The 12,303-nt window shown below is 56.9% G+C and carries 14 protein-coding genes; 10 read left to right on the forward strand and 4 right to left on the reverse strand.

Going from position 1 to position 12,303, the window contains the following annotated elements; all coding sequences use genetic code 11:
• Positions 1–157 precede the first annotated feature (157 nt).
• The 5 genes from ATO67_RS02680 (at position 158) to ATO67_RS02700 (ending at position 4,372) form a co-directional block, all read left to right on the forward strand.
• Positions 158–925: an SDR family oxidoreductase gene (locus ATO67_RS02680; protein WP_067643857.1), complete on the forward strand. Its 768-nt coding sequence runs from the start codon at positions 158–160 to the stop codon at positions 923–925.
• Entirely contained in the window at positions 922–2,964 is a 2,043-nt protein-coding gene (gene uvrC / locus ATO67_RS02685; RefSeq protein ID WP_067643860.1) for an excinuclease ABC subunit UvrC, read from the forward strand. Before ATO67_RS02680 ends, uvrC begins: the two co-directional genes overlap by 4 nt.
• A gap of 101 nt (positions 2,965–3,065) precedes the next feature.
• The gene (pgsA, locus tag ATO67_RS02690) at positions 3,066–3,653 is read left to right on the forward strand and encodes a CDP-diacylglycerol--glycerol-3-phosphate 3-phosphatidyltransferase (RefSeq protein ID WP_067643863.1); all 588 of its coding nucleotides are present in this window, start codon (positions 3,066–3,068) and stop codon (positions 3,651–3,653) included.
• Positions 3,653–3,907: a molybdopterin converting factor subunit 1 gene (gene moaD / locus ATO67_RS02695; RefSeq protein WP_067643865.1), complete on the forward strand. Its 255-nt coding sequence runs from the start codon at positions 3,653–3,655 to the stop codon at positions 3,905–3,907. The genes pgsA and moaD overlap by 1 nt, the downstream gene beginning before the upstream one ends.
• A gap of 3 nt (positions 3,908–3,910) precedes the next feature.
• The gene (locus tag ATO67_RS02700; protein ID WP_067643868.1) at positions 3,911–4,372 is read left to right on the forward strand and encodes a molybdenum cofactor biosynthesis protein MoaE; all 462 of its coding nucleotides are present in this window, start codon (positions 3,911–3,913) and stop codon (positions 4,370–4,372) included.
• Here ATO67_RS02700 and ATO67_RS23835 read toward each other — a convergent pair.
• Complete coding sequence (locus tag ATO67_RS23835) at positions 4,369–4,704, reverse strand: LysR substrate-binding domain-containing protein (protein ID WP_082760120.1); 336 nt, start codon at positions 4,702–4,704, stop codon at positions 4,369–4,371. The two genes, ATO67_RS02700 and ATO67_RS23835, sit on opposite strands and share 4 nt — an antisense overlap.
• Positions 4,644–5,255: a LysR family transcriptional regulator gene (locus ATO67_RS02705; RefSeq protein WP_082760121.1), complete on the reverse strand. Its 612-nt coding sequence runs from the start codon at positions 5,253–5,255 to the stop codon at positions 4,644–4,646. Before ATO67_RS02705 ends, ATO67_RS23835 begins: the two co-directional genes overlap by 61 nt.
• A 93-nt stretch (positions 5,256–5,348) precedes the next feature.
• Here ATO67_RS02705 and ATO67_RS02710 point away from each other — a divergent pair, with 93 nt between their 5' ends.
• A complete protein-coding gene (locus ATO67_RS02710) occupies positions 5,349–5,756 on the forward strand; it encodes a tautomerase family protein (protein WP_067643874.1) in 408 nt (135 codons plus the stop codon).
• A gap of 143 nt (positions 5,757–5,899) precedes the next feature.
• Here ATO67_RS02710 and ndk read toward each other — a convergent pair whose 3' ends face one another.
• Positions 5,900–6,322: a nucleoside-diphosphate kinase gene (gene ndk / locus ATO67_RS02715; protein ID WP_067643876.1), complete on the reverse strand. Its 423-nt coding sequence runs from the start codon at positions 6,320–6,322 to the stop codon at positions 5,900–5,902.
• A gap of 102 nt (positions 6,323–6,424) precedes the next feature.
• Positions 6,425–7,117: a glutathione S-transferase family protein gene (locus ATO67_RS02720; protein WP_067644263.1), complete on the reverse strand. Its 693-nt coding sequence runs from the start codon at positions 7,115–7,117 to the stop codon at positions 6,425–6,427.
• A gap of 223 nt (positions 7,118–7,340) precedes the next feature.
• Here ATO67_RS02720 and ATO67_RS02725 point away from each other — a divergent pair, with 223 nt between their 5' ends.
• The 4 genes from ATO67_RS02725 (at position 7,341) to ATO67_RS02740 (ending at position 12,299) form a co-directional block, all read left to right on the forward strand.
• On the forward strand, positions 7,341–8,363 hold the full coding sequence (locus tag ATO67_RS02725; RefSeq protein WP_067643878.1) for a GGDEF domain-containing protein: 1,023 nt from the start codon (positions 7,341–7,343) through the stop codon (positions 8,361–8,363).
• Between the two features lie 62 nt (positions 8,364–8,425).
• Complete coding sequence (locus ATO67_RS02730) at positions 8,426–10,309, forward strand: ABC-F family ATP-binding cassette domain-containing protein (protein ID WP_067643881.1); 1,884 nt, start codon at positions 8,426–8,428, stop codon at positions 10,307–10,309.
• 112 nt (positions 10,310–10,421) lie between these two features.
• Complete coding sequence (locus ATO67_RS02735) at positions 10,422–11,261, forward strand: polysaccharide deacetylase family protein (protein ID WP_067643884.1); 840 nt, start codon at positions 10,422–10,424, stop codon at positions 11,259–11,261.
• A 111-nt stretch (positions 11,262–11,372) separates the two neighbouring features.
• On the forward strand, positions 11,373–12,299 hold the full coding sequence (locus ATO67_RS02740; RefSeq protein WP_067643887.1) for a Gfo/Idh/MocA family protein: 927 nt from the start codon (positions 11,373–11,375) through the stop codon (positions 12,297–12,299).
• Positions 12,300–12,303 lie beyond the last annotated feature (4 nt).

The raw sequence follows: 12,303 nt of genomic DNA on the forward strand, positions 1-12,303 counted from the left end.
CTTAAGAAGAGCGGTTTTTTACATGTATTTAAATTAAATTACTTCGAACGCATCGCGTCTGGATAATTCTGTATAATCACCCCTCGTGCTGTGCAAAACTCAACCTTTGGACCTATATCCCTCGTTACCAGAGGCATAAGCAGGGCGTAGATTAGCTTTGAAAGAGATTATACCGAAAACCGTATTGATTACCGGGGCCGCGCGCCGCATGGGTCGCGCGATAGCGGAGTATCTTGCTGCGGAAGGCTTTGCGATAGCCCTGCATGCACGCTCTTCTCTGGCTGAAGCTGAAGCACTCGCTAACACAATAAGGCAAAAAGGTGGAAAAGCGGCCGTCGTACAGGCCGACCTCGAAAATTCGGACTCGACGGAAAAATTGATGGAAAGCGCAAATTCTGCGCTTGGACCCATTGGAATCCTCGTCAATAACGCATCCGTGTTCCGTCATGACAGTGCTGATGAGTTCGATTCCTCGGCCTTCGACGCGCATTTTGCCGTTCATGTCCGTGCACCCTCGATTCTCGGAGCCGCGTTGGTGCGGCAATTGCCGAAGGATGCGTCGGGCCTCATCGTCAACATCATCGATCAGCGCGTTCTGGCGCTTACGCCCCGTTTCTATTCCTACACGCTGTCGAAATCAGCCATGTGGACGGCCACGAAAACCATGGCGCAGAGCTTCGCGCCGCGGGTGCGGGTCAACGCCATCGGCCCCGGCCCGTCGTTTAAAAGTGAAAGACAGGAGCCTAAGCACTTTCAGGCGCAGATCGACGCCCTTATATTAAAGCGTGGCCCGCAACCGGATGAGTTCGGTCGGACCATTCGCTTTTTATATGACACGCCGTCGATGACCGGCCAGATGATCACACTCGACGGTGGCCAGCACCTTGGCTGGGAAACCCCGGATGTGGCGGAGATACCTGAATGAACGGAAAGAAGCTGCCCGATGGCGGTGTTCTCTTCGATGACAACGACGATGATGAAGACGATGTAGCCCCCTCCACCGGCGAGGCAGCAGGGGAATATTCGGCTGCTGCCATGGACTGGAATGCGGGCTGGAAAAACGAATCCGGCCTGAAGGGCATGGATCTCATCGGCGAGTTCGTCAAACACCTGCCCAACAGCCCCGGCGTCTACCGCATGTTCAATGAGGCCGGCGACGTGATGTATGTCGGCAAGGCGCGCTCCTTGAAGAAGCGCGTCGGCAATTATGCGCAAGGACGTTTCCATTCCAACCGCATCGGCCAGATGGTGCGGCTGACGACCCATATGGAATTCGTGACGACCCGCACGGAAACCGAAGCTTTGCTGCTGGAAGCAAACCTCATCAAGCGTCTGCGCCCACGCTACAATGTTCTGCTGCGCGACGATAAATCCTTCCCCTACATTCTGATCACTGCTGATAACCGCGCTCCTGCCATTTTCAAGCATCGCGGCGCGCGGGCGCGCAAGGGCGATTATTTCGGCCCGTTCGCATCTGCCGGTGCCGTTGGCAGGACGATCAATTCGCTACAACGCGCCTTCCTCATCCGCACCTGTACCGACAGCGTGTTCGAAAGCCGCACTCGCCCCTGTCTTCTTCACCAGATCAAGCGCTGTTCCGCACCCTGCACCCATGAGGTCAGTGATGAGGGCTATGCCGAGCTGGTAAAAGAGGCGAAGGACTTCCTTTCCGGCAAAAGCCAGAGCGTGAAGGCCACAATCGCGTCCCAGATGAATGAAGCGTCCGAAGACCTCGATTTCGAACGCGCAGCCATCTACCGCGACCGCCTGGCTGCGCTTTCGCATGTGCAAAGCCATCAGGGCATCAATCCCTCTGGCATCGAGGAGGCGGATGTTTTCGCTATCCACCATGAGGGCGGCGTGTCCTGCATTCAGGTGTTCTTTTTCCGCACCGGCCAGAACTGGGGCAATCGCGCCTATTTCCCAAAGGCAGATCCCTCCCTACCCGGCTCTGAAATTCTCAACGCCTTCCTGGCCCAGTTTTACGATGACAAGCCGGTGCCGAAACAAATCCTGCTGTCAGAAACGGTTGATGAGCAGGAATTGCTGGCGGCAGCCTTGAGCGAAAAGGCGAACCACAAGGTCACCATCTCCGTGCCACAGCGTGGAGAGAAGAAGGACGTAGCCGACCATGTTCTGGCCAATGCCCGCGAGGCGCATGGCCGCAAGCTGGCTGAAACCTCTTCACAGGCCCGACTGCTGAAAGGTTTTGCCGAGACCTTCGCCCTGCCCTATGTGCCGCGCCGCATCGAGATTTACGACAACTCCCACATCATGGGTACGAACGCCGTAGGCGGCATGGTCGTGGCGGGGCCGGATGGCTTTACCAAAGCGCACTATCGCAAGTTCAACATCAAATCGACCGACATCACGCCCGGCGACGACTTCGGCATGATGCGCGAAGTGATGACGCGACGCTTTTCACGGCTGTTGAAAGAAGAAGGAAAACCGGATCGCAACAAGAGCGTTTCGCCGGAAGATGCAGCCGACATGCCCTTCCCTGCCTGGCCGGACGTCATCCTCATCGATGGTGGCCAAGGCCAGATGTCGGCGGTGCGCAAAATCCTGGACGAGCTCGATATTCGTGACTGCGTCACGGCCATCGGCGTGGCGAAAGGCGTGGACCGAGATGCCGGTCGCGAACGCTTCTTTACCGATACCCGCAGCGATTTTTCGCTGCCGCCCCGCGACCCTGTTCTCTATTTCCTCCAGCGCATGCGCGATGAAGCGCACCGTTTCGCCATCGGCTCCCACCGCGCCCGCCGCAAGAAGGAAATGATCAAAAACCCGCTGGATGAAATCGCCGGCATCGGCCCCGGTCGCAAACGGGCGCTGCTGCAACATTTTGGAACGGCGAAAGCAGTATCTCGTGCGGCATTGAGTGACCTCATGGCCGTTGGCGGCATTTCCGAGACGGTGGCGCGAATGGTTTACAATCACTTCCACGAGAGCAGCAAAGACTGATGCCCGCGCTTTCGGGCAACACCCGCAAAAAAACATAATAGGGTGTTGACGCTTGCCTCTCAGGGCTGCATCAACGTTCTATACAGACTGACAGGTTCCCCATGGCTTCGCGCGCGTACAACATCCCCAATCTCCTGACCTATGGCCGCATTCTGGCGGTCCCGGTCATCGTTTTGTGTTTCTTCATCGAAGGAAAGCTGGAAAGTTCGGATTTTGCGCGCTGGACGGCTCTATGGCTGTTCGTCATTGCGTCGCTTACCGATTTTCTCGATGGCTATCTCGCACGCATCTGGAACCAGACGTCGAATATCGGACGTATGCTGGACCCTATCGCAGACAAACTGCTGATCGCATCGATTCTGTTGCTCCTGGCGGCAGACGGCACTATCGCAGGCTGGTCTCTCTGGGCGGCGATTACCATTCTTTGCCGTGAAATTCTGGTGTCCGGTCTGCGGGAATATCTGGCGGCGCTGAAGGTTTCCGTCCCGGTCACACAGATCGCCAAGTGGAAAACCACCATCCAGATGGTCGCCATCGCCTTTCTGCTGGCGGGTCCTGCGGGAGATCAGGTTCTGCCCTACACGACTGAAATTGGCATTGGCCTGCTCTGGCTTGCAGCAGCGCTGACGATCTACACCGGTTACGATTATTTCAAGGCTGGCCTCAAGCACATCGTGGATGCCGATTGATGGTTCACATCGTCTACTTCGCATGGGTGCGTGAGCGGATCGGAAAATCCGAGGACGATATCGATCTGCCAGCAGAGGTCACCACGGCGCGTGAATTGATCACCTATCTCACTACGCTTGGCGAAGAGTACGAGGCAGCGTTTGAATTTCCCGATGTAATCCGCGTTGCAGTCAATCAGGAACACATCGACCATGATGAGAGCATCGTCGGCGCGCGTGAAATCGGCATTTTCCCGCCCATGACGGGTGGTTGACCGGTGACTGTCGAGCCTACCATCCGCGTCCAGGTCGAGGATTTCGATGCGGCGGCAGAAGCACGGTTGCTCACACAGACAGACAAGAACATCGGCGCAGTCGTAACCTTCACCGGCCTTTGCCGTGATGATGGCGGCGCGCTTTCGGCACTGGAACTGGAGCATTATCCCGGCATGGCGGAAGCGGAAATGCTACGCATCGCCAAACTCGCCATCGAGCGCTTCCAGCTTCTCGGCCTCACCGCAATCCACCGGCATGGCCGCATAGACACCGGCGAAAACATCGTCCTCGTCATCGCCGCCTCCCGCCATCGCCAGGCCGCTTTCGATGGGGCAAATTTCGTCATGGACTACCTCAAGACCGCCGCTCCGTTCTGGAAAAAAGAACATGCCAAGGACGGCACGGCGGGTGACTGGATTGCCGCCAAGGATGCTGACGATACGGCAAAGGACAAGTGGCTTTAAGGCGGCGCGGGAAACTCAGCAATTGCGTCTCTTAGCCATCCGATAAAGTGCTCCGCCTTGCGCCGTCCAGGGCGCTCAACCTTCACGACATATCGATATTCGCTCTGCAAGAAGCCATAAGGCGCGACCAGGCGACCACATTCAATGTCTCCGGTGACCAGATGCCATGGCACGATCGCCGCACCCAAACCGTTGAGGACCGCCTCAATGGTCAGGTGATAGTGATCGAAAATTCTCGTTCTTGCGACAGTGCCATGCTCTTCTTCGCCGGTCAGCCGAGCCCACTCTTTCCATACATGCGGGCGCGTTCTCGTCTCCAATCGAGGCAGCATTGCACCGTCGGGATGGACGCCGCTTGCCCTATCATTCGCAATTTCGGGGCGATAATGAGCCCGAGCTGCTCCTGAAACAGAGGCGAGCAGTTTTCCGGCAGCGCAATATTCGGTGCTAAAACCAAGATCTGAACGTCAATCTGGGTTCGCGGCAGGCGATCGTCGGTTGCCAGACGAACATCATAGCGAGGATATTTCGCTGTGAAATCGTGAAGGCGCGGAATGAGCCAGCGCATGGCAAATGTGCTGAGGCAGGCAACATCTAGAATACTGTCATCGCCGCGCCCGACGATACGCAGCGCATCCTCCATCTGATCGAACGCCGCCGTCAGCGCAAAGCCGAACACTCGACCTTCGGCGGTCAGCTTCGGTCGGTTTCTTGGCCCCTCGAAAAGCTCCGTACCGATGAGCATTTCCAGCTGGCTGACATGTCGGCTGATCGCTCCGTGCGTGACAGACAGTTCCTCAGCCGCGGCAGTCAACCGCCCGTGACGTGCAGCAGCTTCAAAGGCACGCAGCGCTGCCACAGGTAAGTTCTTGCGATTTTTCATGTGAGTTTAACTCACATTGAATCGGCTATAACGTCAATATAGCGTTGTTCTCCTATGTGATATTTCCTCGCATCACTCATAAGGGAAACGAACATGCCATTTGTCAGAACAGCGGTACCAACAGGAATCGAGCCATCACGTAAGCGGGATATCGTCAGAAGCATTCATGACGCGCTGGTCGAAGGTATCGGCATGCCCCAGGATGAGTTGTTCAATCTGGTCAGCGAGTACCGCGATGGCGAGTTTTTCTTCGACCGCAGCTTCAATGGCATTGCGCGTTCCGAGAACGTGATCGTCGTTGAGATCACCCTGCGTAGAGGACGAAGCGATGCCATGAAGCGTGCGCTGTATGCGGCTATCACTAGAAATCTGGAAGCAAACGCATCCGTATCTCCGAAAGATGTCTTCATTTTCATGCACGAAAACGACTATTCGGACTGGAGCGTCGGCAACGGTGTCTTCGCCATGACAATCACCCAGCAGCGCGGCACCGACGGTTAATCTCTTCACAAAAGCCCACCAAAAAGCAAAAGCCCGCAGATCGTTACCTCAATAAAGAGGTCGTATCTGCGGGCTTTTTTGAATGATCTCAATCAGTTGAAGCGTATGCCTGAGATGGCGATTCCGCTTCCTGCCAGATTGAATCAGCCGACGATTTCGGTTTCTGCGAACCAGTAGGCGATTTCCTGAGCTGCGGTTTCAGGGGCGTCAGAACCGTGAACCGAGTTGTCACCAATCGAAAGAGCGAACTGCTTGCGGATCGTGCCTTCGTCGGCGTTGGCCGGGTTTGTTGCGCCCATGATTTCGCGGTTTTTCAGGATTGCGTTTTCGCCTTCCAGAACCTGAACGATGGTCGGGCCGGATGTCATGCCTTCAACCAGTTCGCCGAAGAAAGGACGTTCCTTGTGAACGGCGTAGAAGCCTTCGGCTTCGCGCTTGCTCATCCAGACGCGCTTGGACGCGATGACGCGCAGGCCGTTGTCTTCAAATACCTTGGTGATGGCGCCAGTCAGATTACGCTTGGTTGCGTCCGGCTTGATCATCGAAAATGTGCGTTCAATCGCCATGTGTCCGTATCCTTGTCCTTGAAAGAAAGTGGGCGGTGTTTAACCGCCCGTAGGCCTGAAAACAAGGGGGATGCCCGGATTTGCCCACAGGGGCGGCACATTTCATGCCGCTGTCACACTGCGCCCCCGTGCGCCATGCAGGTCGAGGCAGCGGTCAAACCAGCCACGAACAGGGTCTTTCTGGCCAAATAGATCGACGCCAGCGGTAATGCGCGCCCATTGCAAGGCACCAAACACGATATAATCGGCGAACAAAGGGCTGTCCCCACCGATAAACGGCTGGATGTTCAACATGCGGCGGATCGGCTCCAGCTTCGCTGGAAAGGCGCCAATTTCCGCATCGCGATGGGCAATCACCTCTTCCAGCGTTCGCCCAAGCGCCTTCGTGCGGCTTTCACGGAAATACGCCCGGTCCGTTTCATCCAGCATGTCGTGGATATCGAGCACCGCAATTTTGACGATGGCCGGGTGCAGCTGCGTCTGCGACCAGTTTTCAACAAAGCGGGAGAGAGCTTTACCACCCTCCCCGTTGAAAAGGGTCGGCGCGTCCGGGTAGGCCTCATCCAGATAGAGTGCGATTTCGAAGCTGTCTTTTATCAGTTGATCACCATCGCGAAGAACCGGCACAGTTTTGGAGAACCCGTTTTCCACACCTGGAATGGCCGTGAAGGCCAGCGGACGTTCTTCGAACTCCAACCCCTTATGCGCCAGTGACAAAACGGTTTTCCAGCAATGGGGAGAAAAGGGACGCGCGTCGTCACTACCGCACAGCGAATAGAGGGTTCTCGATGTCATGGCCGATCCTTCCAATAAGTGAATGTGCAGCACCATAAAACCAGCGAACCACACCACAATCAAATGATGAAAAGTGATGAGAGGCATCACTCCTTCACATGGCTGCACCACCAGCAATTGGTGCAACATATTTATGGTATTTTAAAGTGTCGTGCACAATAGATGTCGATGAGCTTATGGTGCCGTCGGACAACGGCAGGTCATGTGTGTGGAGATGTGGGACATGACACTACCCGTCAATAACAAAAGCGGCATCATCGTCACCAAGGTTACGCAGTTCATCACCAAGATGAACCTTGCGCCGCTGCCGCGCAATTATGAACTCTTCTTCGAAGTTCTTGCCGGACACAATACCGCCATGGGACGCGATATTCTGGAGCTCGGCAATTCGCCACAACAGCATGACATCGATATGATCGGCCAGAAGCATAACCTGCCGAGCTTTTCACGCATGGCCGCGGCCCATGCGGCGACAGAAGCGACAAACACGATCGACCAGATATCGACACGGCTTTCCGCTTCCCTCGAACGGTCCGATGCGCTGCTTGCCTCTATCTCCGAGCGTCCCGCATCAGACACGACCGAGGAATATCTTGCAGAACTGCTTGCGGATATTCATCACGAGCAGGCAAGCCTCCACAATTTCGTGCGCCAGGGCCTGGAAAAAATCCGCGAGCAGGAAAACAGTGCCCGCAGGCTTCAGACAGCATCTCTGAAAGACGCCCTCACTGCATTGCCCAACCGCGCCGCGTTTCTGGCAAAGCTGACCGAGGTTTTCCAGAATGAAACCGACGCCTCCGTCTGCCTCGTGCTGGTGAATGTCGACCGTTTCAGAGATATCAACGAGAAATACGGCTCTGCGGCTGGCAACAAGGCGTTGCGGCGCCTGGCAGCCCTTTTCCGCACGTCGATCAAGAAGGATGACTTTGCGGCACGTATCGGCGGCAACGACTTCGCTTTCCTGTTTTCCAACGTATCTCAAAACACGGCACAGAGCATCGCAGAGCGGTTGCGCCACACCGTTGAGAATTTGCGGTTCGCCACCAAGGAAGGCGATGGCGAACATCTGACTGTTTCAATGGGCGTCGCTGCGTCCGAAGGCACAGTGAGTGCTGCGGAGTTTTACGGCCATGCCGAGCTTGCGCTTCTTGCAGCCCGCGGCGGCGCGCGCAATTGCGTCATTCCCTATGGTCGGGAAGTGGCGCAACGTTCCCGCGACAGCTACCTGATGCAGATCGGCGCATAAACCGTTGAAGCTGTGGCTTTCGCGCTCTTGCGTTCAGACATGAGTTCGGCCAAAACGGCGCCATGATTACCATTTCAGACGTTTCCGCCCGTATTGCCGGGCGCTTGCTCCTTGATCACGCCAGTGTCTCGCTTCCCGCGGGCACGAAGGCCGGCCTTGTTGGCCGCAACGGCGCAGGCAAATCCACCCTTTTCCGCATCATCACCGGCGACCTTGGCGCGGAGACCGGCGAGGTCTTCATTCCCAAGAATGCCCGCATGGGACAGGTGGCGCAGGAAGCACCGGCCACGGAGGAAAGCCTGATCGACATCGTGTTGGCTGCCGACAAGGAACGTGCCGCGCTGATGCTCGAATCCGAGACGGCAACCGATCCGGGCCGCATTGCCGATATTCAGATGCGTCTGGTCGATATCGACGCGCATTCCGCCGAAGCACGCGCGTCCAGCATTCTGGCCGGTCTCGGCTTCGATCAGGACGCCCAGCTTCGCCCTGCCTCGTCCTTCTCGGGCGGCTGGCGCATGCGCGTGGCGCTGGCGTCCGTTCTGTTCGCAGAACCGGACCTTTTGCTGCTGGACGAACCAACCAACTATCTCGACCTTGAAGGCACCTTGTGGCTGGAAGACTACATCCGCCGCTATCCCTACACCGTCATCATCATCAGCCATGACCGCGATCTGCTGAACAACGCCGTCAACGCCATCGTGCATCTTGACCAGAAGAAGCTGACCTTCTATCGCGGCGGCTACGACCAGTTCGAGCGCCAGAAGGCCGAAGCCGACGAGTTGCAGACCAAGGCCAAGGTCAAGAACGACGCGGCCCGCAAGCATCTGCAAAGCTTCATCGACCGCTTCAAGGCCAAGGCTTCCAAGGCCAAGCAGGCGCAAAGCCGCGTGAAGGCACTGGAGCGCATGGGGACTGTTTCGTCGGTCATCGAGGATCACGTCCAGCCGATCACCTTCCCGGAACCGGAAAAGCAGCCTGCCTCGCCTATCGTCGCCATCAATGGCGGCGCTGTCGGCTACGAGCCGGGCAATCCGATCCTCAAGGGTCTCAATCTGCGCATCGACAATGATGACCGCATTGCGCTGCTGGGCTCCAACGGTAACGGTAAGTCCACCTTCGCCAAATTCATCTCGGGCCGTCTTGCGCCTGAAAGCGGCGATCTGCGGCTGGCACCATCGTTGAAAATTGGCTTCTTCGCCCAGCACCAGCTTGATGACCTCGTGCCGGAAGACAATCCGGTCGAGCATGTGCGCAAGCTGATGCCGCAGGCACCGGAAGCCAAGGTCCGCGCTCGCGTGGCGCAGATGGGTCTGGCGACGGAAAAGATGGCGACGCCTGCCAAGGACTTGTCCGGTGGTGAGAAGGCACGCCTGCTAATGGGTCTGGCTGCATTCCACGCGCCGAACCTGCTGATCCTCGACGAACCGACCAACCATCTGGACATCGATAGCCGTCGCGCCTTGATCGAAGCATTGAACGACTATAACGGCGCCGTCATCCTCATCTCGCATGATCGCCACCTGATCGAAGCAACCGTCGACCGCCTCTGGCTCGTCAACAACGGCACTGTGACGACATTCGAAGGCGATATGGATGAGTACCGCGACCTCATTGTCTCCTCGGGTAAAAAAAAAGACGAAAAAATTGAAGTCGTCATAGATGGCGCTTCAAAAGCGGACCAGCGCAAGGCGAATGCCGAAAAGCGCGCCTCGCTGGCTCCGCTTCGCAAAAAGATCAACGAAGTCGAATCCTTGACGGCAAAGCTTGAGAAATTGATTCAGGCACTGGACAAGGAACTCGGCGATCCCACCCTTTACGAAAAAGCGCCCGCCAAGGCGGCGCTGAAGGTGAAGGAACGTGGTGAGGCCGCTGCCAAGCTGGCCGACGCGGAAGAGCACTGGCTGACACTTTCCAGCGAATATGAAGAGGCGATGGCGGGTTAGTCCTTCCGCCTCGCTATCGAAGCCTAGTTTTCGTAACGCCACAGTAACCAGCCATTAACCATAATCGTAGAAATTCTCGGCAGTTTCATTCCTGCATTTTCCGAGAATCACCATGGTTTTCCGCCACCTTTCTGCCGCTTCACTCGTTGCGGCATGCCTCACCGGTTGCGCCGGAAAACCACAGCCTGAAGGCTCCCTGAAAACCGCATTTGCTGCGACCATGCCTACTGCGCCATCGGTCAGCGGCGATGCCGTTGCGCTTTCGCCAACGGCATGGATGCATCCGCGCAACCCCAGGGGACTTGCCGGTCGCGATATCATGGTATCATCCCTGAAGGACATCGCGCTCGCCAACAAGGAAGTCGTGCTCAGCTTCGATGACGGCCCGGTTCCTGGCAGGACGGAAAGCATTCTGGCGACGCTGGATGAATTCGGCGTCAAGGCCACGTTCCTGATGGTCGGGCAGATGGCGCAGGCGCATCCCGAAATCGCCAGAAAAGTCGTTGCTGACGGTCACAGCGTCGGCAGCCACACCTTCAGCCACCCTAATCTCAGAGCCATGTCGTTTGATCGCGCGCTAGCAGAGGTATCCAAGGGATCAAAAGCCGTTGCCAAGGCGACAGACACCGATGCCTCTTTCTTCCGCTTTCCCTACCTCGCCGACACCGGCCGCTTGCGCAACATGATTTCGGATCGTGGCATGGTCATCATGGATGTGCAGATCGATTCGAAAGACTATTTCAAGGATTCCCCAGCCGTCGTCGCCTCGCGCACCGTTGCCGCTCTTCGCCATCGCGGCAGCGGCATCATCCTGATGCACGATATCCACAGGCGCACCGCCGCCATGCTGCCCGCCTTGCTGACGCAGTTGCGAGCGGAAGGCTATAAGGTCGTCCATCTCATCTACAAAAAACCGGCGCACAAACCATTGCTCGTCGCCTCGCTGGACTGATGAAAAGGAAAACGCAAAGGCGGCTGCCCCGGCCTTGCCGATGCCGATGTTTCTGATAGAACTCGATAAAGTACTATTATTCGAGTGAAACATTCAGACGGGTTTTCTTTCATGTCAGCTACCAAGCTCGCCATTGTCGGCGTCGGCAAAATCGTTCGCGACCAGCACCTTCCAGCCATCGCCGCCAATCCGGATTTCGATCTGATTGCCACCGCCAGCCGCCATGGTACCGTTGATGGCGTGCCATCCTACGGCACCATCGAAGCGCTGCTTGAAGCCGTTCCGGACGTGCAGGCCGTGTCGCTCTGCATGCCGCCGCAATACCGCTACACCGCAGCATACGCCGCGCTGAATGCGGGCAAGCACGTCTTCCTGGAAAAGCCACCCGGTGCGACGCTATCTGAAGTGCAGGATCTGGTTCGTCTGGCCGATTCCAAGGAACTTTCGCTGTTTGCTAGCTGGCATTCTCGTTACGCGCCTGCTGTCGAAGCTGCAAAAAGCTTCCTCGCCTCCACCAGGATCAACAGCGTTCACGTCATCTGGAAAGAAGACGTGCGCCACTGGCACCCGAACCAGGAATGGATCTGGCAGGCAGGTGGTCTCGGCGTGTTTGATCCCGGCATCAACGCGCTGTCGATCATCACCCACATCCTGCCGCGCGCACTGTTCGTGACCAAGGCCACGCTGGAATTCCCTGAGAACCGCGATGCACCGATTGCAGCCGACATCCAGTTCTCCGATGTGACGCAGATGCCTGTGCATGCCGAATTCGACTGGCGCCAGACGGGCAAGCAGAGCTGGGATATCGTGGCTGAAACCGAAGCTGGTCAGATGGTTCTGTCAGAAGGCGGCGCGAAGCTCTCCATCGCTGGCGAGCAGAAACTGTCCGAACCGGAGCGCGAATACCCTGCCCTCTACGAACGCTTCGCAGAGATCATCAAGGCCAGAACCTCCGACGTCGACCTTGCACCGCTCACGCATGTGGCCGACGCATTCCTGCTCGGTCGCCATAAGTTCGTGGATTCGTTCTTCGATTGATCGG

Origin of the sequence: Agrobacterium bohemicum (assembly GCF_001562555.1) — a bacterium.
GTDB classification, from domain to species: Bacteria; Pseudomonadota; Alphaproteobacteria; order Rhizobiales; family Rhizobiaceae; genus Agrobacterium; species Agrobacterium bohemicum.